The sequence below is a fragment of the Aestuariivirga litoralis genome, from assembly GCF_015714715.1.
GTDB classification, from domain to species: domain Bacteria; phylum Pseudomonadota; class Alphaproteobacteria; order Rhizobiales; family Aestuariivirgaceae; genus Aestuariivirga; species Aestuariivirga litoralis_A.
The window spans coordinates 2,050,500-2,072,767 of the sequence record NZ_WAHS01000001.1; the positions used below are offsets into that span (position 1 = coordinate 2,050,500).

The 22,268-nt window shown below is 58.4% G+C and carries 26 protein-coding genes; 17 read left to right on the plus strand and 9 right to left on the minus strand.

Annotated elements, in window-relative coordinates:
* Nucleotides 1–2 precede the first annotated feature (2 nt).
* Both F8B91_RS10370 and hslV read right to left on the minus strand, forming a co-directional pair.
* The gene (locus tag F8B91_RS10370) at nucleotides 3–1,040 is read right to left on the minus strand and encodes a hypothetical protein (RefSeq protein WP_196503620.1); all 1,038 of its coding nucleotides are present in this window, start codon (nucleotides 1,038–1,040) and stop codon (nucleotides 3–5) included.
* Nucleotides 1,037–1,582: an ATP-dependent protease subunit HslV gene (gene hslV, locus F8B91_RS10375; protein ID WP_210324351.1), complete on the minus strand. Its 546-nt coding sequence runs from the start codon at nucleotides 1,580–1,582 to the stop codon at nucleotides 1,037–1,039. Before hslV ends, F8B91_RS10370 begins: the two co-directional genes overlap by 4 nt.
* A 105-nt stretch (nucleotides 1,583–1,687) precedes the next feature.
* Here hslV and hisB point away from each other — a divergent pair, with 105 nt between their 5' ends.
* Genes hisB through F8B91_RS10415 form a run of 8 tightly spaced genes read left to right on the plus strand, consistent with a single transcriptional unit; the run spans nucleotide 1,688 to nucleotide 6,775 of the window.
* Nucleotides 1,688–2,278, plus strand: a complete 591-nt coding sequence (hisB, locus tag F8B91_RS10380; protein ID WP_196503621.1) for an imidazoleglycerol-phosphate dehydratase HisB — start codon at nucleotides 1,688–1,690, stop codon at nucleotides 2,276–2,278.
* Between the two features lies 1 nt (nucleotide 2,279).
* Nucleotides 2,280–2,933: an imidazole glycerol phosphate synthase subunit HisH gene (hisH, locus tag F8B91_RS10385; RefSeq protein ID WP_196503622.1), complete on the plus strand. Its 654-nt coding sequence runs from the start codon at nucleotides 2,280–2,282 to the stop codon at nucleotides 2,931–2,933.
* Entirely contained in the window at nucleotides 2,930–3,658 is a 729-nt protein-coding gene (hisA, locus tag F8B91_RS10390) for a 1-(5-phosphoribosyl)-5-[(5-phosphoribosylamino)methylideneamino]imidazole-4-carboxamide isomerase (protein ID WP_196503623.1), read from the plus strand. Before hisH ends, hisA begins: the two co-directional genes overlap by 4 nt.
* The gene (locus F8B91_RS10395) at nucleotides 3,655–4,392 is read left to right on the plus strand and encodes an SDR family oxidoreductase (protein WP_196503624.1); all 738 of its coding nucleotides are present in this window, start codon (nucleotides 3,655–3,657) and stop codon (nucleotides 4,390–4,392) included. Before hisA ends, F8B91_RS10395 begins: the two co-directional genes overlap by 4 nt.
* A complete protein-coding gene (gene hisF, locus F8B91_RS10400) occupies nucleotides 4,392–5,156 on the plus strand; it encodes an imidazole glycerol phosphate synthase subunit HisF (protein ID WP_196503625.1) in 765 nt (254 codons plus the stop codon). Before F8B91_RS10395 ends, hisF begins: the two co-directional genes overlap by 1 nt.
* The gene (locus tag F8B91_RS10405; RefSeq protein ID WP_196503626.1) at nucleotides 5,153–5,467 is read left to right on the plus strand and encodes a phosphoribosyl-ATP diphosphatase; all 315 of its coding nucleotides are present in this window, start codon (nucleotides 5,153–5,155) and stop codon (nucleotides 5,465–5,467) included. Before hisF ends, F8B91_RS10405 begins: the two co-directional genes overlap by 4 nt.
* The gene (gene coaA / locus F8B91_RS10410; RefSeq protein ID WP_196503627.1) at nucleotides 5,460–6,422 is read left to right on the plus strand and encodes a type I pantothenate kinase; all 963 of its coding nucleotides are present in this window, start codon (nucleotides 5,460–5,462) and stop codon (nucleotides 6,420–6,422) included. The genes F8B91_RS10405 and coaA overlap by 8 nt, the downstream gene beginning before the upstream one ends.
* The gene (locus F8B91_RS10415) at nucleotides 6,422–6,775 is read left to right on the plus strand and encodes a cupin domain-containing protein (RefSeq protein WP_196503628.1); all 354 of its coding nucleotides are present in this window, start codon (nucleotides 6,422–6,424) and stop codon (nucleotides 6,773–6,775) included. The genes coaA and F8B91_RS10415 overlap by 1 nt, the downstream gene beginning before the upstream one ends.
* On the opposite strand, the gene F8B91_RS10420 is transcribed toward F8B91_RS10415, so the two are convergent.
* The 6 genes from F8B91_RS10420 to F8B91_RS10445 form a co-directional block, all read right to left on the minus strand.
* Complete coding sequence (locus tag F8B91_RS10420; protein ID WP_196503629.1) at nucleotides 6,772–7,194, minus strand: low molecular weight phosphatase family protein; 423 nt, start codon at nucleotides 7,192–7,194, stop codon at nucleotides 6,772–6,774. The two genes, F8B91_RS10415 and F8B91_RS10420, sit on opposite strands and share 4 nt — an antisense overlap.
* Nucleotides 7,191–7,673, minus strand: a complete 483-nt coding sequence (locus tag F8B91_RS10425; RefSeq protein WP_196503630.1) for a UPF0262 family protein — start codon at nucleotides 7,671–7,673, stop codon at nucleotides 7,191–7,193. Before F8B91_RS10425 ends, F8B91_RS10420 begins: the two co-directional genes overlap by 4 nt.
* Nucleotides 7,674–7,676: 3 nt before the next feature.
* Nucleotides 7,677–8,096 carry a DUF2948 family protein gene (locus tag F8B91_RS10430; protein WP_196503631.1) on the minus strand — a complete coding sequence of 140 codons (420 nt, stop codon included), beginning with the start codon at nucleotides 8,094–8,096 and terminating at the stop codon, nucleotides 7,677–7,679.
* Between the two features lies 1 nt (nucleotide 8,097).
* Entirely contained in the window at nucleotides 8,098–9,390 is a 1,293-nt protein-coding gene (gene murA / locus F8B91_RS10435) for a UDP-N-acetylglucosamine 1-carboxyvinyltransferase (RefSeq protein WP_196503632.1), read from the minus strand.
* A 139-nt stretch (nucleotides 9,391–9,529) separates the two neighbouring features.
* Nucleotides 9,530–10,390, minus strand: coding sequence for a prephenate dehydratase (locus tag F8B91_RS10440; RefSeq protein ID WP_196503633.1), 861 nt, complete (start codon nucleotides 10,388–10,390; stop codon nucleotides 9,530–9,532).
* 2 nt (nucleotides 10,391–10,392) lie between these two features.
* A complete protein-coding gene (locus F8B91_RS10445; protein WP_196503634.1) occupies nucleotides 10,393–11,115 on the minus strand; it encodes a cytidylyltransferase domain-containing protein in 723 nt (240 codons plus the stop codon).
* A 121-nt stretch (nucleotides 11,116–11,236) separates the two neighbouring features.
* On the opposite strand from F8B91_RS10445, the gene F8B91_RS10450 reads away from it, so the two are divergent.
* The 9 genes from F8B91_RS10450 (at nucleotide 11,237) to F8B91_RS10490 (ending at nucleotide 21,677) form a co-directional block, all read left to right on the plus strand.
* Nucleotides 11,237–11,779, plus strand: a complete 543-nt coding sequence (locus tag F8B91_RS10450; RefSeq protein ID WP_196503635.1) for a c-type cytochrome — start codon at nucleotides 11,237–11,239, stop codon at nucleotides 11,777–11,779.
* A 99-nt stretch (nucleotides 11,780–11,878) separates the two neighbouring features.
* Nucleotides 11,879–13,723 carry an extracellular solute-binding protein gene (locus F8B91_RS10455; RefSeq protein ID WP_196503636.1) on the plus strand — a complete coding sequence of 615 codons (1,845 nt, stop codon included), beginning with the start codon at nucleotides 11,879–11,881 and terminating at the stop codon, nucleotides 13,721–13,723.
* On the plus strand, nucleotides 13,723–14,805 hold the full coding sequence (locus F8B91_RS10460) for a microcin C ABC transporter permease YejB (protein WP_196503637.1): 1,083 nt from the start codon (nucleotides 13,723–13,725) through the stop codon (nucleotides 14,803–14,805). Before F8B91_RS10455 ends, F8B91_RS10460 begins: the two co-directional genes overlap by 1 nt.
* Nucleotides 14,805–15,905, plus strand: a complete 1,101-nt coding sequence (locus F8B91_RS10465) for an ABC transporter permease (protein ID WP_196503638.1) — start codon at nucleotides 14,805–14,807, stop codon at nucleotides 15,903–15,905. The genes F8B91_RS10460 and F8B91_RS10465 overlap by 1 nt, the downstream gene beginning before the upstream one ends.
* Nucleotides 15,902–17,512, plus strand: coding sequence for an ABC transporter ATP-binding protein (locus F8B91_RS10470; protein ID WP_196503639.1), 1,611 nt, complete (start codon nucleotides 15,902–15,904; stop codon nucleotides 17,510–17,512). Before F8B91_RS10465 ends, F8B91_RS10470 begins: the two co-directional genes overlap by 4 nt.
* Complete coding sequence (locus tag F8B91_RS10475) at nucleotides 17,509–18,453, plus strand: 2-hydroxyacid dehydrogenase (protein ID WP_196503640.1); 945 nt, start codon at nucleotides 17,509–17,511, stop codon at nucleotides 18,451–18,453. The genes F8B91_RS10470 and F8B91_RS10475 overlap by 4 nt, the downstream gene beginning before the upstream one ends.
* Before the next feature lie 119 nt (nucleotides 18,454–18,572).
* Nucleotides 18,573–19,019 carry a large conductance mechanosensitive channel protein MscL gene (gene mscL / locus F8B91_RS10480; RefSeq protein WP_196503641.1) on the plus strand — a complete coding sequence of 149 codons (447 nt, stop codon included), beginning with the start codon at nucleotides 18,573–18,575 and terminating at the stop codon, nucleotides 19,017–19,019.
* Between the two features lie 190 nt (nucleotides 19,020–19,209).
* A complete protein-coding gene (locus F8B91_RS10485) occupies nucleotides 19,210–20,343 on the plus strand; it encodes a lipid II:glycine glycyltransferase FemX (RefSeq protein ID WP_196503642.1) in 1,134 nt (377 codons plus the stop codon).
* Complete coding sequence (locus F8B91_RS10490; RefSeq protein ID WP_196503643.1) at nucleotides 20,340–21,677, plus strand: lipopolysaccharide biosynthesis protein; 1,338 nt, start codon at nucleotides 20,340–20,342, stop codon at nucleotides 21,675–21,677. Before F8B91_RS10485 ends, F8B91_RS10490 begins: the two co-directional genes overlap by 4 nt.
* On the opposite strand, the gene F8B91_RS10495 is transcribed toward F8B91_RS10490, so the two are convergent.
* Entirely contained in the window at nucleotides 21,637–22,215 is a 579-nt protein-coding gene (locus F8B91_RS10495) for a GNAT family N-acetyltransferase (RefSeq protein ID WP_196503644.1), read from the minus strand. The genes F8B91_RS10490 and F8B91_RS10495 overlap by 41 nt on opposite strands.
* Nucleotides 22,216–22,268 lie beyond the last annotated feature (53 nt).

Sequence of the window (22,268 nt, forward strand, 5' to 3'; positions counted from 1 at the left end):
AATCACGCAGGCAAGGGCACAAGTTTGGTGATGGAGGATGGCAATACACCAACCAGCGTGCGGCGCAGCGGCTTCCAGGCGACGGAGAGCAAGAGGACCACCGCACCGACAGTGAGAACCGTGATGCTGGCGCCTTCTGCGCCGAACAGATTACCCCCGATGATCTTGGACAGCGCATAGCCGAGATAAAGCAGTGACGAGACGAGGAGCGCACGGCGATCCACCACTAGCGCCACAAGGCCGAGAATGACAAAGAGACCAATGATCATCCCTGCCCCCGAAGATGAAAGCTCTTCCACCTTGGTCATGCTCCACACCAGCGGGTGCACGATCATCGGGGCGGCCAGCAAATGCAGCCAGAAGGCGCGGTCTGATAATTGGGTGCGGCGCGCGCGGTCACGGCTGTCAAAGACCATGGCAATGATGAAAGTTATAAGTCCCAGTGGCAAGAAGATGAGCCCGCTGGATTTTTCCAAGACACCAGGGAAAATCGATTCCAAGCCGAAGACCAGAATGCCTACCAATGCAGCCGCACCGGCCGCAAAAGTGATCGGCACGTGGAAGCGCCACCAATGCAGGCCCGCCGCAAGCGCCGCGACGGCAGCGCCGACCACATAGCTGGAATTGGGCAGGCCGCCGCTTTGATCTGTGGTGAAGATGGGCGCGTTCAACAAAGCCGCGACCAGCCAGAAGACCGAACCGACAAAAACCAGCAGCAGCACAATCGAGGGCAGCGCCATGCGCATGCGTCTTGTGAAGACTTCGGCCAGACCCCACGCCACGAAGGGAATGGCATAGACGGCAAAGCCTTTGCCCACACCAATCATCGCGCCGAGGAAAAGGGCAAGACCAATCACCACGAAAATATCATTGAAGCCGGTAATGAGGCGGAGATTCTCATTGTCCGAGTCCAGCGCCACATGGCCCTGCGCCACAAAATCCACCAGCTTGGTGGCGGCGGCCTCATCCAGCACGCCGGCTTTTATCGCTGCGTCGAGGTCAGTGTTGCGGATGAGGAGGGATGGATCGTTGCGGTTCATGCGTCGAGGCTTTCCAGCGTCAGGCTGTTATTGGTGTAAACACAAATCTCTGCGGCAATCGCCATGGCCTTGCGGGCGATGGCTTCGGCATTCATGTCGGTATCGGCCAAAGCGCGGGCCGCTGCGAGGGCATAGTTGCCGCCGGAGCCAATCGCAGTGACACCGTGTTCCGGCTCCAGCACATCGCCTGTGCCGGTGAGCACCAGAGTGACATTCTTGTCGGCCACGATCATCATGGCTTCGAGGCGGCGCAGATAGCGATCAGTGCGCCAGTCCTTGGCCATGTCCACCGCGGCGCGCAGCAACTGGCCGGGGAATTTTTCCAGCTTGCCTTCCAGCCGCTCAAACAAAGTCATGGCATCGGCCGTTGCGCCGGCGAAGCCTGCGATCACCGTGCCATCACCCAAAGGCCGCACTTTACGGGCATTGCCCTTGATCACTGTTTGGCCAAGGCTGACTTGGCCATCGCCCACCACCACCACCTTGCCGCCCTTGCGGACGCTGAGGATTGTGGTGCCGTGCCAGGTTGGAATATCGCTCATATCAATCTCCGTACTCCCATGTAGGACAGCGTTAGCCAAAGTCAAAGGCTTGCTGGCATTCAATTGCTGCATCTGCTAAGAGGCCCGGCCTTAAGGGACCCCGCCATGCGCAAAGCTGAGATCACCCGCAAAACCACTGAAACCGCCGTTTCGGTTGCTGTTAACCTTGATGGCACCGGCACATACAATGTGAAAACCGGAGTGGGTTTCTTTGACCATATGATGGAACAGCTGGCGAGGCATTCGCTGATCGACATCACGCTCGAAACCAAGGGCGACCTGCATATTGATGACCATCACGCAGTGGAAGATTCCGGCATTGCCCTGGGCCAGGCCGTGGCCAAGGCTTTGGGTGACCGCAAAGGCATCCGCCGTTATGGCTCCTGCAACCTGCCGATGGACGAGACGCTGAGCCGCTGCGCGCTGGATGTTTCAGGCCGGCCTTTCCTGGTGTTCAAAGTGAATTTCACTGCGCCGAAGATCGGCAACTTCGACACCGAGTTGGTGCGTGAATGGTTCCAGGCCTTCGCGATGAATGCCGGCATCACGCTGCATATCGAGAATGCCTATGGCCTGAACTCGCACCACATCGCGGAAAGCTGCTTCAAGGCTCTCGCACGCGCGCTGCGTGATGCGATCGAAATCGATGCGCGGCAGGCCGACCGCATTCCTTCGACCAAGGGCACGCTGACCTAAAGTGGGCAAGACTGTTATCATTGACTATGGCTCGGGCAATCTGCACTCGGCCCACAAGGCGTTTGAGCGCGCGGCTGCCGATGCCAAGCTGAAAGAGCAGATCATCCTGACGAGCAAGCCAGATGATGTGGCCAGTGCTGACCGCATCGTGCTGCCCGGTGTTGGCGCGTTCAAGGATTGCCGCGCGGGCCTGAAGGCTGTGGACGGCATGGAAGACGCGCTGCGCCAACAAGTGATTTCCAAGGGCCGGCCTTTCCTCGGCATCTGCGTGGGCATGCAATTGATGGCCACACGCGGGTTGGAACACGACACAACGATGGGTTTGGGTTGGATTGCGGGCGATGTGAAGGCGATCACGCCATCTGATCCTGCGCTGAAAATCCCGCATATGGGCTGGAACACGATCAGCCCGAGTATTCAGCACGCTTTGCTCGATGGCATTCGCACCGGTGAAGATGGGCTCAATGCCTATTTCGTACATTCCTATCATTTCGAAACCATGCTGCCTGAAGACGTGGTAGCGACGGCCGACTATGGCGGGCCGGTGACCGCGATGGTGGGCTATGAAAACATGGTGGGCACGCAGTTCCACCCGGAAAAGAGCCAGGCGCTGGGCCTTGCACTCATCACCAATTTCCTGCGGTGGAAGCCGTGATCCTGTTCCCCGCTATCGACCTGAAGGACGGCACCTGTGTGCGCCTCAAGCTGGGCGATATGGCGCAGGCTACTGTTTACAATGAAGACCCGGCGGCACAGGCGCGGGACTTTGAGCGCCAAGGCTTTGAGTGGTTGCATGTTGTGGACCTGAACGGAGCGTTTGAAGGCCAGTCGGTAAATGGCGCTGCGGTGGAAGCGATTTTGCGCGCTACCAAAAATCCGGTGCAACTGGGTGGCGGCATTCGCACGCTGGCGCATATTGAAAGCTGGCTGAGCAAAGGCTTGGCGCGGGTGATCCTTGGGACGATTGCGGTGCGCGATCCCGATTTGGTGAAAGCGGCGTGCAAGGCATTTCCCGGCAAGATCGCTGTGGGTATTGATGCCAAGGGCGGCAAGGTGGCGGTGGAAGGCTGGGCGGAAGCGTCGAGCTTGGGCGTGATTGAACTCGCGCAGAAATTCGAAGGCGCAGGCGTGGCTGCCATCATTTATACTGACATTGACCGCGATGGCATTCTGGCCGGGATCAATTGGGAGTCCACTTTGGCATTGGCCGAAGCGGTTTCCATTCCTGTGATCGCATCGGGCGGCTTGGCTTCGCTAGATGACATTCGCCGCATGACGCGACCTGATGCCCAGAAATTGGCGGGCGCTATTACGGGCCGCGCACTCTATGATGGGCGCATCGATGCATCCGAGGCACTTTCGATTTTGAGGGCGGCATGAGCAAGGTTCTTCTGGTCACCGGCGGTTCACGCGGCATCGGCGCTGCCACCGCCAAGATGGCCAATGCTGCGGGCTATGCCGTGGCGATCAATTACCAATCCGACAAGGCGGCGGCGGAAGCCGCGGCGCAGGGTTTGAAAAACGCGATCATCGTGCAAGGCGATGTGTCCAAGCCCGAAGACGTGGCGCGGATGTTTGACGAGACCGAAGCAGCGCTTGGCAAAGTCACGCATGTGTTCAATAGCGCGGGCGTCACCGGTAAGTCCTCGCGGCTGGTGGATGCGCCGCTCGAGGTGATCCGCCAGACCATCGACATCAATCTGATGGGGGCGATTTATGTATCGCGCGAAGCGGTGAAGCGCATGTCCACGCGGCTGGGCGGCAAGGGCGGCGTGATCGTGCATGTGTCATCCGCCGCTGTAGTGATCGGCAGCCCGGGCGAATATGTCTGGTATGCGGCGTCCAAGGGAGGCGTTGAAAGCCTGACCTTCGGTCTGTCGAAAGAAGTGGTGGATGAGGGCATCCGCGTCAATGCCGTGGTGCCGGGCATGGTGGAAACCGAAATTCATGCGCGCTCTTCGGGCGATGCGGCGCGGGTGGAACGCATCCGCCCCAGCATTCCGATGAAGCGCATCGGCAAGCCGGAAGAAATTGCATCAGTGGCGATGTTCCTGCTGGGCGATGAATCCTCTTACATGACGGGCGCCACGGTGCGCGTGTCGGGCGGGCGCTGATGCTGAAAATGCGCGTCATCCCCTGCCTCGACGTGAAAGACGGGCGCGTTGTGAAGGGTGTGAATTTCGTCAATCTGCGCGATGCCGGTGACCCGGTGGAGGCGGCACTTGCCTATGATAAGGCAGGGGCTGATGAGCTGTGCTTCCTCGACATTACCGCAACCCATGAAAACCGCGGCACGATGTTTGATGTGGTGCGGCGCACGGCGGAAGCCTGCTTCATGCCGCTCACCGTGGGCGGTGGCGTGCGCAAGCTGGATGACATTCGCAATCTGCTTTTGTCGGGTGCTGACAAAGTGTCGATCAATTCGGCTGCCGTTTCCAACAGGCAGTTTGTGAAGGAAGCTGCGGAGAAATTCGGCAGCCAATGTGTGGTCGTGGCGATTGACGCCAAAGAGACTACGCCCGGCAAGTTTGAGATCTTCACCCATGGCGGGCGGCAGGAAACCGGCATTGATGCCGTGGCCTTTGCGCGGGAAGTGACCGAGCTCGGTGCTGGCGAAATCCTGCTCACTTCGATGGACCGCGACGGCACCGGCAAGGGTTTCAACCTGGCGCTCACCCGCGCTGTGGCGGATGCGGTTTCCATTCCCGTCATCGCATCAGGTGGCGTGGGCACGCTCGATCATCTGGTGGAAGGCATCCGTAATGGCCACGCCACCGCTGTGCTTGCGGCTTCGATCTTTCATTTCGGCACTTTCACCATCGGCCAGGCCAAGGCACATATGCAGGCCGCCGGCATTCCCATGCGGAGCGTGACATGAGCGGAATCAATAAGCTTGCTGCAACGATTGCCGCCCGTGCGGCGGCTTCTCCGGATTCATCCTACACCGCCAAGCTGCTCGCTGGCGGCATCGAGAAATGCGCCAAGAAATTCGGCGAGGAAGCCTTTGAGCTGGCGATGGCCGCCGTGCAGAAGGACAAAGCTCATACCGTCAATGAGGCGGCTGACGTGATCTATCATCTGCTGGTGCTGCTGCAGGCTTCAGGCGTTTCGCTCGCCGAAGTCGAACAGGTTCTGGCCTCACGCGAAGCGATGAGCGGGCTGGAAGAGAAGGCCAAGCGCGATGGTTGAGCCGGAAGAGGATTTCTCCCGCGAGGTTTCCCCCTTCCGCCGCTTTGCGCGCGATGAATGGGCCGCTTTGCGCGCCGACACGCCGATGACCTTGACGTTGGCAGACCTAGATGAGCTGCGCAGCCTTAATGACCGCATCGATCTCCACGAGGTGGAGATGATCTATCTGCCGCTGTCGCGCCTGCTCAATCTTTATGTGCAGGCCAGCCAGCGGCTGTTCAACGCGTCCAATGTGTTTCTGCATCGTGCCGACCGCAAGGTGCCTTACGTGATCGGCGTGGCAGGCAGCGTAGCCTCGGGCAAAAGCACCACGGCGCGTATCCTGCGCCGTTTGCTGTCGCGCGCGCCTTCGCATCCGAAGGTCGATCTGGTCACCACCGATGGTTTCCTGATGCCCAATGCGCGGCTGGAGCGCGAGGGGCTGATGTCGCGCAAGGGGTTTCCGGAATCCTATGACCTGCAAAACATCCTGCGCTTCATGTCTGCCATCAAGGCGGGCGAGCGCGATGTGGAAGTGCCGGTCTATTCGCATCTCACTTACGATGTGCTGTCCGAAAAGGTGCAGTTGATCGACCGGCCCGATGTGCTGATCGTGGAAGGCATCAATGTGCTGCAGACCGGCCGCCCTCCGCGTGACGGACGCGGCATTCCCAATGTGTCGGACTTTTTTGATTTTTCGATTTTCATCGATGCCGAAGAGCCGGATTTGCGGCAATGGTATATCGAGCGATTTTTCAGCCTGCGCGACGGGGCCTTTGCTGATCCGAAGAGTTTCTTCCATCGTTATGCGGCTCTCGATGACGCCACCGCGCGCGCCACCGCCACGCGCATCTGGGAGACGATCAATCTGGTGAATTTGCGTGAGAACATATTGCCCACGCGGCCACGCGCCGATCTGGTGCTGCGCAAGGGCACCGACCACAAGGTGCGCTCGGTTTTCCTCCGGAGGATCTGATGAAAAAGCCCGTCAATCTAGGCCAGAAGCTTTCGCTGTTTTCCGAACAGTGGAAGCCCAAGATCATCGCCAGCTACAATGGCAATGACGTGATGGTGGTGAAGATCAAGGGTGAATTCACCTGGCACAGCCATGCTGATACCGATGATTTTTTCCATGTGCTGAAGGGCAAGCTGAAGATCAAGCTGCGCGACGGCGATGTGGAACTGGGGCCGGGCGAAATCTACATTGTGCCTAAGGGTGTGGAGCATTGCCCGGTGGCGGAGGAAGAAGTGCACTTGCTGCTGGTGGAGCCCGCCGGCACGCCCAATACGGGCGATATGGCGACGGCGGCGAAGAAAGAATATCTCTAGGCGGTAAACCGCGCCTTTACGCGTTTCACCAGATCATCGCGCACCGCGCGATAGGAATCCAAAATTTGTTCGCGGCTGCCTGATGCCGTGGATGGATCGGCGATCGGCCAATTTTCCACATGGATGGCATTGGTACGCGCCATGTCGTGGGCCTTGGCATCGGCTTCTGGCGACAGCGTGATCAGTAAGTCGAATGCCGAGTCCTCTAGATCTTCAAACGAATGAGGGCGGTGGGTTTTGAGATCGAGGCCGATTTCATCCATGACCAAAGCAACGAAGGGATCGGGATCACCCGCTGCAATGCCGCAGGAGGCAACATAGATTTTCGAACCCATATAATGATGCAGGATCGCTGCGGCCATGGGTGAGCGGATGGCATTCATGGTGCAGGCGAAAAGCACGGCGCGGGGATGGGTCATCTCACGCCTCCTGCCGTCAAGGCGCAGACCAGCGTGAACAGGCGGCGCGCCGTGTCGAAATCCATGGTGGCCTTGTCTTTCAAACGCTCCTGCAGAATCTCGCTGCCTTCATTATGGATGGCGCGCCTCGCCATATCCACCGCTTCGATGGATTGCGGGTTGGAGGCCTTCACCGCCAGCACATAGGAATCGCAGATCTGCACATAATCCTTCACCACGCGCCTGAACGGCGAGAGCGACAGACCAAATGTGTGCAGGCTCTGCCCAGAATCCGATGAGAAGGCGAGCACCAGCCTCTGGTCCTGTGCGGTGACATGTAGACGGTAAGGGCCGGGCTTGCCATTGCTCAGGGCAAAGTCATTGCCTTCCAGCAGATCGTGAATAGCTTGGGCGCGGTCCTGCGCAGCCTCGGGCGTGGCATGAAGCCCTAAACTTTCATCGATGGAAACGCCAATCAGGCGGCTGGGACTGGGGGCCAAGATTCACTCCCCGTGGGCGGGAATGTGTTGGGTGGCCCAGGCGCCGCCCAAATCTGTCAGCGTGGCATTGATGCAGGCCACTTTCAGCTTGATCGCCATACCGCCGGAAAACATCAGCGTGATGATACCCGCCGGATCCTTTTTCGCCACAGGCGCAAAGGTCACGGCGAGCAGTGATAACACAGCGTCACGGCCAGAGGCAGGCAGGCCCGCTGACTGAACGGATTCCACATCGTCAAAATGCAGGCCAGCGCGGCGACGCTCGGATTTCGGAAGCGCGTCCCAGGCAAAGCGGTTGGTGACTAGTGCAAAGCGGCGGCGCTTCTGGTCAAAATTCAGGTCTTCGCGCTTCAACAGCGCATCCTGAATCTGGGCCGAGATCACTGCCAGATCCGCCTCGTCCGCCGCCGTCAATCGCAGCATATCAGGCCCCGGAAATGCGCGTCACATCGGCACCCACGGCCGAGAGCTTGCCTTCGAGATCTTCAAAGCCACGGTCCAGGTGATAGACCCGGTGCAGCATGGTTTCGCCTTCGGCGGCGAGTGCTGCAATGACCAGCGACACCGAAGCGCGCAGGTCAGTTGCCATCACGTCAGCGCCGGTGAGCTTCTGCACGCCATGCACTTCCGCCATGTTGCCATTGACGCGAATGTCCGCACCAAAGCGGGCCAGTTCCTGCACATGCATGAAGCGGTTTTCGAAAATGGTTTCGCGGATATGGCTCTTGCCCTTGGCCATGGTCATCAAGCCCATGAACTGCGCCTGCAAGTCGGTGGGGAAGCCCGGATAGGGATCGGTGGTCACATCCACGGGGAGAATGCCGGAGCCATTGCGCTTCACGCGCATGCCTTCATTGTTGGTGGTGATTTCGAGGCCAGCGCGCTGCAGCGTGAGGATCACGTCCGCCAGCGTATCGGCGCGCGCACCACGCAAGGTCACATCGCCACCGGCCATGCCAGCCAGCATGGCATAGGTGCCGGTTTCGATGCGGTCTGCCACCACGGTGTGTTCCGCGCCATGCAGCGAAGTGACGCCGGTGATGTTCAGATTGCGGGTGCCGATGCCTTCGATCTTGGCGCCCATCTTCACCAGGCATTCCGCCACGTCGGTGATTTCCGGTTCGGTGGCGGCGTTTTCAATGGTGGTGTCGCCATGGGCGAGAACGGCCGCCATCAGTGCGACATGAGTGGCACCAACCGAGACTTTCGGGAAGAAGATATGTCCGCCCTTGAGGCCCTTCTTGGCCTTGGCGATGACATAGCCCTGCTCGATCACCATTTCAGCACCGAGCTTTTCCATGGCGAGCAAGAGCAGATCGACAGGGCGGGTGCCGATGGCACAGCCGCCGGGCAGCGACACCTTGGCTTCGCCCATGCGGCCCATCAGCGGGCCCAGTACCCAGAAGGAGGCGCGCATCTTGGAGACGAGTTCGTAAGGGGCCGTCGTGTCAACAATGCTCTTGGCGGAGATCTTCAGAGTTTCGCCGGCATTTTCGGCTGCACCGGCGCGCTTGCCGGCGGTCATGATATCCACGCCGTGGTTTTGCAGGATGCGTTGCAACTGGCGCACGTCGGCGAGGCGCGGCACGTTATGCAAAGTAACGGTGTCGGCCGTGAGCATCGGAATGATCATCAATGGCAGGGCGGCATTTTTTGCGCCCGAAATATTGATCACGCCATTCAGCTTGTTGCCACCGCGAATGCGGATACGATCCATGAAAGTCCCCAAATCTGGGGTGCCTGTGAGCGCCACCCCTTAAGATTGCAATTCTTGAGCAGCTTAAATAGAGGCTGCGCCGTTCAAATCAACCTGCATTTTTGCATGTGCCTAATGGCGAAAAAGGGGCGGCAGGGGACTACCCCTTCAGCTTCTTCGCCAGTTCGGCGCGGTAGGGGCTGGAGGGATAGGTGCCGAGGATTTTCATGTAGGAGGTGAAGAATTCCAACTCCTCCAGCGCAAATTGCAAGCCGCGGTCCTGTGGGTGGCCTTCCACGTCGGCGTAGAACTGCGTTGCGTTGAACTGGCCTTCGATCTGGTAGCTCTCCAGCTTGGTCATGTTGATGCCGTTGGTGGCAAAGCCGCCCATCGCCTTGTAGAGCGCGGCGGGCACGTTGCGCACCCGGAAGACGAAGCTGGTCATCACCGGGCCATTCCCGGGCTTGGATACTTGCGGCTTCTTCGACAGGATGACGAAACGGGTGGTGTTGTGATCCTCGTCCTCAATGTCGCGGGCGGCAATTTGCAGGCCGTAGATTTCACCGGCCAGTTTGGTGGCGATGGCGGCGCGCGTGCGGTCCTTGATTTCGGCCAGCTCGCGGGCGGCACCCGCCGTATCAACCGCCACGACGGCCTGCAGCTTGTGGGCCTTGATGGCCTTGCGGCACTGGCCCAGAGCGTGGACATGACTGTGTACGGTCTTCACGTCCTTGAGCTTCACGCCGGGCAGCACCAGCAGTTGGAAGCGGATGCGCAGGAAATGTTCGCCCACGATCCACAGGCCGGAATCCGGCAGGAGATGATGCACATCGGCCACACGGCCGGCGGTGGTGTTTTCAATGGCAATCATGGCGAGATCCGCCCGGCCGTCTTTCACCGCCTGAAAGGCATCCTCGAAGGTGTGGCATGGCATGGGCTCATGGTCGGGCCTCGCTTCCAGGCAGGCAATGTGGGAATTGGCACCCGGCTCGCCCTGATAGGCAATTTTCTTCTTCGACATGTTCAGGCTTTCCAGAGACGCCGGATGGCATCCAGATCGGAGGCCGTATCGACAGTCAAAGGCGGCCTGTCAACCTTGACGGCGGCGCATCGGAGACCGGCGGACAAAGCGCGGGGGATTTCGCTGCCCAGGGCCTTTTCCTGCGGCATCACCGGCAAGGCGGCAAATTTCTCCAGCGCGGCGCGGCGCCAGGCCAGAACCGGGATGTGCTGGTAGGCATCCTCGCCTTCGGCCAGCGGCTCAAGATTGCGCAGATAAGCGACTTCACGCTCGGTTGACAACGGGGCCACCACCTTGTTTTGGCCAGGGCGCCAGGCTTGCGCCGGGGCGGCCAGCGTGGCGAAATCCACATCGTCATTGGTGAGGCCGGCGAGGCAGAGGCTTAAATCCAGCACTGGAATGGCAGCTAACTCGCTGGGATAGACCAGCAGATGGGTGATTGTCCGCTGCGGGTCGCGCATGGCGATGATGGCCGCCGCCAGGTCAGAGGGTGCGGGTTTCAGGCCCGAAGCCACCAGCGCATCTCCGCCGCCTACCCTCACTGATTCAGCCACCTTGTTCTCTGCGGTGGCCACCAGCACCCTGCCCAGCTTGGCCTGTTCGGCCTGTTCTATGGCCCTGAGCACCAGGGGCTTTCCGCCCACATCCAGCATGGGCTTGCCCGGCATGCCGGCACCCGCCATGCTGGCGGAAATCACAAGGACAGTGTTCTCGAATTCGATCATCTGATATGGGCTAAAGGGCCTTTGGGGCGCGGCAAATTGGCGTGGTGTTTATTGCGGGTGGAATCGTTATAAGCTGCCCAACTGATTTTTGGCTTGTTATTTTTGAGAGGCTTGAGGGACGATGGACAGCTTTGAGTGGAACAAGATTTTCGGCGCAGTTCTGGGCACCGGATTGCTGGTTTTCGCCTTGAAGATCGTCGCTGGCGGGCTGTTCCACGGCGAGCCGCCGGAAAAGCCGGGATTTGCCATTGCTGTCGCTGAAGCGGGGACTGCTGAAGCGGGCGCACCTGCCGTGGCTGACGCCTCGATCGGCACCCGCCTTGCCAAGGCCGATGTGGCCAAGGGCCAGGCTGGCGCCAAGGCTTGCGCCGCGTGCCATGATTTCACCAAGGGCGGACCTGACAAGGTTGGCCCCAATCTTTACGGCGTGGTTGGCCGCCCGATGGATGGCGACGGCAAGTTCGCCTATTCCGAAGGCATGAAGGCGATGGCCGGCCAAAACTGGGATTACGACCATCTCGATCACTGGCTGAAATCCCCCAAGGACATGGTCAAGGGCACCAAGATGGCCTTTGGCGGCATCAGCAATGCGCAGAACCGCGCCGACGTGATTGCCTATCTTGCTTCTCTGTCAGATTCGCCGGTGCCGTTCCCGGCGCCGTAATTTCGACATGACTGAATCCGAACACCGGCTGGAACCCAGCCGGTGTTTTTTTATGCGGATAAGTGGGTTAGGCTGAACCGAATCAATATTGGAATGCTGATGATCAATCGCCGTTTGCTGCTGAAACTGGCTGGGCTTGCGCCCTTCGCGCGGGTACCTGCAGCCTTCGCAGATGAGGCCGAATTCAAGCATGCGATCTCGCTGTTCGACGACATCAAGTATTCCCCTGGCTTCAAGCAGTTTGACTACGTGAATTCCACGGCCCCCAAGGGCGGGCGTTTCCGCATGCCGGCTTATGGCACCTTTGACAGTTTGAACCCCTATACCGTGAATGGCGATCCGGCCGCGGTCAGCGTGCTGGACACGCTGATGGAGCGTTCGCTCGACGAGCCTTCGACCATGTATGGCCTGATCGCCGAGAGCCTGAGCTTTCCGGATGATAAATCCCGCGTGGTGTTCCGTCTCAATCCGACCGCTCGCTTTCACGATGGCAAGGCGATCACGCCGGACGATGTGATCTTCAGCCTCGAAACATTGAAGGCCAATCTCGCCACGCAAGCCGCCTATTACAAGAATGTCGAGAAGGTGGAACAGACGGGTGATCATGAAGTGACCTTCGTGTTCAACCAGAAGGACAACCGCGAGCTCCCCTCCATCGTGGCCGAGCTTCCGGTTTTGCCCAAGCATTGGTGGACGGTACTGGGTGCTGACGGCAAGCCGCGCGACACCAATGCCGCCTCGCTGGAAATTCCACTGGGTTCCGGCGCCTACAAGTTCAAGCAGGTGGTGCCCGGCTCCACCATCATCCTTGAGCGGGTGCCGGATTACTGGGCCAAGGATCTGCCGGTGAATGTGGGGCAGAACAATTTTGATGAATTGCACTATCTCTATTTCCAGAGCGTGCAGGTGGCCTTTGAGGGCTTCAAGGGCGACCAATATGACTACCAGTATGAAACCAGCTCCAAGCAATGGGCCACGGGTTACGATTTCCCGGCGGTGACTGCGGGCAAGGTGGTCAAAGAGACAATCGCGCTCAAGCAAGTGCATGGCATGCAGGGCTATGTGCTCAATCTGCGCAAACCGAAATTCCAGGACATTCGCGTGCGCCAGGCGATGAACCTGGCTTTTGATTTTGAATGGTCGAACACCAATCTGTTTTACGGGCTGTACAAGCGCTCGCGATCCTTCTTCAACAATTCCGAGCTGGAAGCCACCGGGCTTCCTTCGCCTCAAGAACTGGCATTGCTCGAGCCGCTGAAAGACAAGCTGCCGCCGGAAGTGTTCACCACCGAATATCAAAATCCCACCAATCCCGATGGCGCGGCGCGGCGCAAGAATTTGCAGGCGGCTTCCAAGCTGCTCGATGCGGCGGGCTGGAAAGCTGTCGATGATGGCGGCAAGCGCGTGCTGAAGAATGACAAGGGCGAAGTGCTGAGCGTGGAATTCGTTCTGGACAGCCCGCTGTTTGAACGCATTACCCTGCCTTACAAGCAGCAATTGGAATTGCTGGGGTTTGTTGTCAGTGTGCGCACGCTGGATGATGCGCAAATCACCAAGCTGCGGCAGACTTTCGACTATGACATTATTGTGCATTCCTATGGGCAATCGATGTCACCCGGCAATGAGCAACGGTTTTTCTGGGGCAGTACCGAGGCCGACAAGCAGGGTTCGCAGAATTATGCCGGCATCAAGAACGAGGCGATTGACGCGCTGATCGAAAAGCTGATCTTCGTCAAAGACCGCAAGGAGCTGATCACCGCCTGCCGCGCGCTGGACCGGGCGCTGATCTGGAATAGCTATATCATTCCACAATGGTTCGGCCCCGATGAGCGCATCGCCCATTGGGACCGCTTTGGCCGCCCTGATAAAGCACCGGATTACGCATTGGGCGTGCCCACCAATTGGTGGTGGGATGAAGAACGCGCCAAGAAGATCGGCGGCTGATGGGTTCCTATATCGTCAAACGCCTACTGCTGATGATCCCTACCTTGCTGGGCGCATTGGCGATCACTTTTCTGGTCACGCAATTCGTGCCCGGCGGGCCGGTGGAACAGCTGATTTCGAAGCTGGATCAGAATAGCCAGCAGGATGCGCAGCTCAATGGCGGCAGCGAAAATCTTTCCGTCGATGCCAATGGCAATTCCACCTATCGCGGTGCGCGTGGCATTGATCCCGCCATCATCAAGAAATGGGAAAAGCAATTCGGCTTCGACAAGCCGCCGCTGGAACGCTTTGGTTCAATGATCTGGAATTATGCGCGCTTTGATTTCGGCGATAGCTATTTCCAGTCGAAGCCAGTGGGGCAACTTATTCTCTCAAAGTTACCGGTTTCGATTTCGCTGGGCATCTGGCTGATGCTGATTTCCTATGCGATCTCCATTCCGCTCGGCATTGCGAAAGCCGTGCGCGAGGGCACGCGGTTTGATGTGTGGACCTCTGCTGTCATCAGCTTCGGATATGCCATTCCGAATTTCATCTTCGCGATTTTCCTGATCGTGTTGTTTGCCGGCGGCAGCTACTGGAACTGGTTTCCGCTTCGCGGTCTGACGTCTGACAATTTTTCCGAGCTTTCATTGCTGGGCAAGATCGGCGACTATTTCTGGCATCTCACGCTGCCGCTGATCGCCATGGGCGTTTCAGCCTTCGCCACCACCACCTTGCTGACCAAGAATTCCTTTCTGGATGAAATCCGCAAGCAATATGTGATCACCGCACGGGCCAAGGGATTGAGCGAGCGCCGCGTGCTTTACGGCCATGTGTTCCGCAATGCCATGCTGCTGGTGATCTCCGGGTTCCCCGGCGCGTTCATTAGCGCGTTTTTTACGGGATCGCTGCTGATCGAACAGGTGTTCTCGCTGGATGGGCTGGGGTTGCTCACATACAAATCCGCGGTGAACCGCGACTATGCGGTGGTGTTTGCCTCGCTCTGGGTTTTCACGCTGATCGGGCTGTTCATCGCGCTGATTTCAGATCTCATGTATACCTGGATCGATCCGCGCATCGATTTTGAATCGCGGGAAGTGTGATGGCTTTCAAGCTTACGCCCCTTACCCGCCGCCGCCTGCAACTCTTCGCCAAGAACCGGCGCGGGCATTGGTCGCTGTGGATTTTCCTCGGACTTTTTGCGGTGTCGCTGTTTGCGCCGCTGCTGGCCAACGACAATCCGATCCTGGTTTCCTACAAGGGCGAATTACTTTTTCCCCAATTGAAGGATTATCCCGAAAGCAAGTTCGGTGGTTTTCTCGCCAAGACGAATTTCCGCGATCCGGTGAATGTGGATGAGATCAATGCCAATGGCTGGATGATATGGCCGCTGATCCACTATTCCTACAACACGGTGAATTCTGAAATTCCGGCGCCCGCCCCTTCTAAGCCCGCCTTCCTAATGAGCCGTGATGAAGCTTGTGTGAAATATCCGCTCGCTGCTCAAGATCCGGCATGCGCAGTAGGTAACATGAACTGGCTTGGCACGGATGACCAAGGCCGCGATGTGGTGGCGCGGTTGATCTATGGTTTTCGCATTTCGGTGGCCTTCGGTTTGATCCTCGCGGTAATTTCATCCATCGTCGGCATCGCGGCTGGTGCGGTGCAGGGCTATTTCGGCGGCTGGACAGATTTGCTGATGCAGCGCTTCATCGATATCTGGCAATCGATCCCCACACTTTACCTTCTGATCATTCTATCGGCATTCATTGCGCCAAATTTCTGGCTGCTTCTCGGCATCCTCGTGCTGTTCTCCTGGACATCACTGGTGCATTTGATCCGTGCCGAATTCCTCCGTGCACGGAACTTTGAATATGTGCGCGCGGCGCGGGCGCTGGGGCTTTCTGATACCAAGATTATTTTCAAGCATGTGCTGCCCAACGCCATGGTATCTGCCGTGACCTTCATGCCGTTCATCGTGGCGGGGTCGGTGACGACGTTGACTGCGCTGGATTATCTGGGCTTCGGCCTGCCGCCGGGCTCGCCCTCGCTGGGTGAGCTGGTGCAACAGGGCAAGAACAATCTGCAGGCACCGTGGCTGGGCATGAGCATTTTCTTTGTCAGCTCGCTGATGCTGACGCTGCTGATCTTCATTGGCGAAGCGCTGCGTGATGCGCTTGACCCACGGAAGACCTTCGCATGAGCGCGCTGCTGGAAGTCAAAGACCTGAGCGTAGCCTTCGGCACCACGACAGTGGTGGACCATATCAGCTTCTCGCTGAACAAGGGCGAGACGCTGGCGCTTGTGGGCGAGAGCGGATCGGGGAAATCAGTCTCCGCGCTTTCGATCCTCAAGCTGCTGCCCTACCCGCCGGCTTCGCATCCATCGGGCGAGATCCTGTTCAACGGCAAGGATCTGCTGAAGGCACCTGAGCGCGAACTGCGCGGCGTGCGCGGCGCTGATATCAGCATGATCTTCCAGGAGCCGATGACGTCGCTCAATCCGCTGCACACAGTGGAAAAGCAGATCGGCGAGATTCTGGAATTGCATACCGGCTTGCGCGGCGCGAAGGCACGGGCGGAGATCGTGGCGCTGCTGGACCGCGTGGGCATCCGCGATGCGGCTTCGCGGCTTTCGGATTATCCGCATCAGCTGTCCGGTGGGCAGCGGCAGCGCGTGATGATCGCCATGGCGCTGGCCAACAAGCCGGACATTTTGATCGCCGATGAACCGACCACCGCACTTGATGTGACCGTGCAGGCGCAGATTTTGAAACTTCTGAAAGACCTGCAGGCCGAAATGGGCATGGCCCTGCTGCTGATCACCCATGATCTCGGCATCGTGCGGCGCGTGGCTGACAAGGTCTGCGTGATGCAGAAGGGCAAGATTGTGGAAGCGGCCAGCACCGCGCAGCTTTTTGCCGACCCGCAACATGACTATACCAGGATGCTGCTAGCGGCCGAGCCGAAGGGCCAACCGCCGGTGGCGCAGGCCGATGCCAAACCGATTGTCACCGTCAAGGATTTAAAAGTCTGGTTCCCGATCAAGCGCGGCTTTTTCCGCAAGACCATCGGCCATGTGAAGGCGGTGGACGGAATCGATCTTACTCTGCGGCAAGGTCAGACGTTGGGCATTGTGGGCGAAAGCGGATCGGGCAAGACAACCACCGGCCTTGCGATCATGCGGCTGATTTCCTCCAAGGGCGAGATTGCGTTTCAGGGTAAGCGCATTGACGGATTGCAGGCCAAGGCCATGCGGCCGTTGCGCAAGGACATGCAGGTGGTGTTTCAGGACCCGTATGGTTCGCTGTCGCCGCGCCTGTCCGTGGCGCAGATTGTGGAAGAGGGTTTGCTGATCCAGCAACCAGACATGAATGCCAAGGCGCGGCGCGAGCGTGTGGCAGACGCTTTGACAGAAGTGGGGCTTGATGCTTCCAACATGGATCGTTACCCGCATGAATTTTCTGGTGGGCAGCGGCAACGCATTGCCATCGCGCGCGCTTTGGCATTGCAGCCCAAATTCATCATGCTGGATGAACCGACATCGGCTCTCGACATGAGCGTGCAGGCGCAGGTGGTGGAGCTGTTGCAGCGGCTGCAGGTGAAGCACAATCTAAGCTATCTGTTCATCAGCCATGACTTGAAGGTGGTGCGTGCACTGGCCAATGATGTGATCGTGATGCGCAATGGCAAGATTGAAGAGCAAGGCAAGGCGGCGGATATTTTCGCAAGCCCCAAGGCTGATTATACCAAGGCACTGCTTGCAGCGGCGCTTAATCTAAAAGCTGATGAGCGGGTGATGAAGCAATGAGTGCGCTGGTTTTTGTCACACCGACCTGGGATGCGACATCCTGGGCAGAAGCGATGCGTAAGGCGGCGCCGGGACTTGATGTGAGCATCTGGCCCGACAGTGGCAAAGCGGAAGACGTGACCTATGCCTGTGCCTGGTTACCTCCGCCGGATGTGGTGAAGAGCTTTCCCAATCTCAAAGTGATTTTCTCGCTGGGTGCGGGCGTGGATGCCATTCTGTCTGACCCGACATTACCAGTGGGCGTGCCCATTGTGCGCGTCAACGATCCGGATCTAACGAACCGCATGAGCGAATATGTGGTGCTGCATGTATTGATGCATCACCGCCAGCAGCGGCGGCTGGATGATGCGCAGGCCAAGGGCGAATGGAATTCATTTCCCCAGCATGCCGCCAAGGATTTGAGCGTGGGCATTATGGGCCTTGGCGTGCTGGGGCAGGATGCGGCGCGCAAGCTGGCGATGCTGGGCTTCAACGTGCGTGGTTGGAGCCGGACGAAGAAAGACATCCCAGGCGTAGAGAGCTTTGATGCTGCCGGGCTGGATGCGTTTCTATCTGGTACGGACATTCTGGTGTCGTTGCTACCGGCCACCGTCGATACAGATGGCATTCTCAATACAGCCTTGTTCAAGAAACTGTCGCGTAGGGGACCGCTTGGTGCACCCGTTATCATCAATGCCGGGCGCGGGCGGCAGCAGAATGAAGATGACATTCTGGCTTGTCTCGAAGACAGCACATTGCTGGCGGCCACGCTGGATGTGTTTCACAAAGAGCCTCTGTCCACCTCAAGCGCGCTGTGGAAACATCCGCGTGTGACAATCACACCGCATGCAGCGGCGGATTCCGAGCCGGCCACCATTTGCTCCTATGTGGCTGAGCAGATACGGAAATTTGAAGCGGGTGCGCCGCTGGAAAACCTGGTTGATACCAAGCGCGGCTATTGAGACTGGGAAATTGGTTAAAAGCCCTTTACGCCTGCGTTTCTTCTCGTCTATTGAGCGCTGAAACCGGGGGGTAGAGCTCAGGTTCGTTCAAGTTCATCATATATTTTCGGGGGTTTTCCATGTGGAATGATTTCAAGAATTTCGCTTTCAAGGGCAATGCCTTTGATCTCGCCGTCGGTGTCATCATCGGCGCTGCTTTTGGCAAGATCGTGGACTCAATTGTGAGCGACCTGATCATGCCGATCATCAGCGCGATCACCGGCGGCATCAGCTTCAGCAACCTGTTCACGCCACTGAGTGCTGCGGTCAATTCCACCAATTATGAAGAGGCCGTCAAGCAAGGCGCCACGCTGGGCTGGGGCAACTTCATCACGATCTTCATCAATTTCGTGATTGTTGCCTTCGTGCTGTTCCTGCTGGTGCGGTTTGCCAAGACTCTTCGCAAGGAAGAGGCTGCTGCAGCTCCCGCTGGCCCTTCAACCACGGAAAAGCTTCTGATGGAAATTCGTGACAGCCTGAAGCCTGCAGCTCCCGCTGTTAAGGCTGTTGCCAAGAAGCGCCGTTAATCTTTCCATCCCAAGTTGCGGAAAGCCCGGCCCTGTGCCGGGCTTTTTGCGTTCTGACCTGCAAAGTTTCTGTCAGCATTTTAATGATGAATGATCTGTGCATTGGACTTTAACCAAATGCATCCCTTAGCCATGAGCACAGAAAAGCGTGTCCGCAAGGCCATTTGGACACCCTTCACAGAGATGCTGCATGTTGATGAAGACCCGTCAGACTGACACCCCATCCATCACTTTGGAGGCCCGGCTGGTGCCGCGTGGCCAATTTGACGACATGGTGCAGGGCTTTGACGGCGTAGTCCAAGAAGTGACCATTGCCTTTGCCGAAAGCCGCTGGCCATCGGTGGTGCTGGAACCCTGGATTTACATGCTCGACGGAGAAGCCGTGGCCGCCGTGCTTGTGATGGTGCAACCCATGCCGTTGAAGCTCGGCCATTTGGCAGTCGTCAAATGGGGGCCCATTCTCGCGCATGAAAATGGCCCAGAGGGCCGAGCGGTGCTCGATGCCGCGTCACGCCATCTGACTGAGGAATATGCGCAACGCCGCGGCATGATGCTTTCGGTGATCGCGCGCGCCGAACCGCAGCCTTCCACCTTTGCCTATGAAAGCCTGGTGACGCGCGGCTTCAAACCCGGCACTGCGTTGCCCTATCCGGACCGCTATTTCGTCAAGGTGCGCATCTCTGATGATGAGCAGCGCAAGAGCTTTGCGCAAAAGTGGCGCTATCATCTGAACAAATCCGAAAAGCAGGGGCTCGCTTTTGAAGTAGCGCTGGCTTCTGAATTCGAGCGCTTCCGCAAGCTCTATGAATGCATGACGAAGCGCAAAAAATTCCCGGATTATTCCGCTTATCAAACGCTGCCCAAGCTGTTGTCTGATTATCCGGAGCAGCTGAAGCCGCAATTGTTCTTCGTCACGAAGGATGGCGAGGATGTTGCGGGTGCCGTGATCTTCACGGCGGGGCGCACTGCGGTTTACCTCTACGGCGCCACCAATGAAGCGGCCTTGCCGCTGCGCGCCGGATATCTGATGCATGCGCGGATCATTTCATGGCTGCGCGACCACAGCGTGGCGGATTGGTATGACCTTGGCGGCAATGACGGCTTCCAGGGCCTGCACCAATTCAAGAAGGGCATGGTAGGCCAAGCGGGTTCGATCACGCCGATCCCTCCGATTGCCCATTATGCCGCGCAAGGCCGCGCCTGGCTGACGGGCAGGATCGCCCATCAAGCCCGCGACACGCTGACATCAGTGAAGGTTTTCGCCAGCCGCATGAGCGGACGGCTGTCGAAACCTGATATGCGCCCCGGTGAAAAGGCGCCATGAGGCTTCCGGCCAAAATCTTCACGTCATCTGCGCTGATTTTCCTCAGCCGGATCGTGGGTGCGGCCGTCATGTTTGGCGCGCAGGCGCTGATTGCCAAATGGCTGGGCGCCGAAAGCCTCGGCCAATATCTCCAAGCGATTGCCGCCGCCAATCTGTGCGGCGGGCTGTTCCCGCTGGGCTATCAAACCATTGCAGCGTATTTCGCCGCTGAATATTCGAGCCTGGGCAAGGGCCATACGCTGCGCGCCTTCATGAAGCAGACTTATATGCAGACCATCGGCATGTCCGTGATGGTGCTGCTGGTGGGCCTGTTTGTGCTCGAGCGGTTCTTCCCGGACAACGCGGCGATCACCTTCAACTGGCCACAGATCAATCTCTACGCTACCGGCATTGCGCTGGCCGGAATCAGCGGCAATGTGCTGATCGCGATGAAGCGCCCGTTTCTCGGTATGGGTGTTGATACGATCCTGCGGCCACTGCTGATCGCCGCCAGCCTCGGCATGATTTTCATTCCGGTGACCCACAATTTCCACATCGCCGACATGCTGTGGTTTGCAGGGATCAGCTTTCTCTTCGCCGCTTTCGTCTATGTGCTCATCGCGCGCGCCGCCATTCTTAAGTTGCCATCAACTGATGCCTTGCCAGAGGGTGAGCGCAGCCGCTGGTGGCGCTATGCCCTGCCTTGGACTTTGATCGGGCTGGCCACAGATTTCTTCTTCGATCTGGACCTGCTGCTTCTTTCCAATTCGCTGTCCTATTCCGACATTGCGGTGTTCGGCGTGATGACACGGCTGTTTTCGCTGGCGAGTTTCGGTGTTTCATCGGTCTATCTGGTCAGCCTTCCGGATGTGTTTGCCGAGCGGGCCAAGAACAACAACCAGAGCTTCAATTCGAGCCTCGTCAAAGCCAATCTGGCGGCCATGGGCATTGCGGTTCTGATGGTGGCAGGCATTGCAGTGTTCGGGCCGTTTGCACTGAGCTTCTTTGGCCCGGAGTTCGACAAGGGCACGATGCCGCTGGTGATCCTCAGCCTCGCACTCGCCATGCGTTGCGTATTTGGCCCGGCAGCGCTGATGCTGTCACTGCATGACAGGCCGTCGGCGGCCCTGCCCTCAGTGGCACTGGGTCTTGTGTGTCTCGTCGTCGGCAATCATTTGCTGGTTCCGACCTGGGGGCTTCATGGCGCGGCGTGGAGCGCGTTGATCGCGATGGCCGTTTGGTCGGGCACCATGTGGTACCGCACACTCAGAGTGACGGGCACCGATATTTCGATCTTTCTGCCGGTCTGGTCGCTTATGAAAGTGCGGCGCGCAGCCGGAGCTTCAGGTCCCTGATGCGGCCGGTGCTGGGCATCGGATCATAGCCCGCAATGATTTTGTTCAGCGGGCATTCGAAAAGATAGAAATCTTCCCCGAACATGTGCTTTTCGAGCAGCGTCTTTTCACTGTAGCCGCAATGTTCCATCAGTGTCCGGGCGGTCACATTCTGTGGCCGGGTAAAGGCCGCGACCTTGTGGAAGCGGCCATTGTTCCAGAAATTCAGGAAGGAGCGCTTGGCGCGCACGGCATGAGTGCCCTTGCGGTGCTCCGGCAAAAGATATGACCAGCAGGAAATCAAAACACCTTGATCCGGCACCGCGATCATGAAACCGGTGCGGATACCATCGGCGTTTTCGGAGATCATCACATAGGCTGGATTGGCGGCAATCAGGCTGCGCAAATAAGCAGGCGTATAGCGGCGCTTTTCGGCGGCAGCGAAATCCGGGTTATCGCCAAAGGTCTCGTCAGCAGCGAGCGCCACGGACGCGAGGACGAAGCTGACATCCGAGAGCTTGGCTTTCCGCAGAGGCTTTTCAGGCTGCTTGTCTGACATGGCCGGATTTTGCCCGAGTTTTGAATTTGCGGCCAGAACAGCTCTTCTGCTTG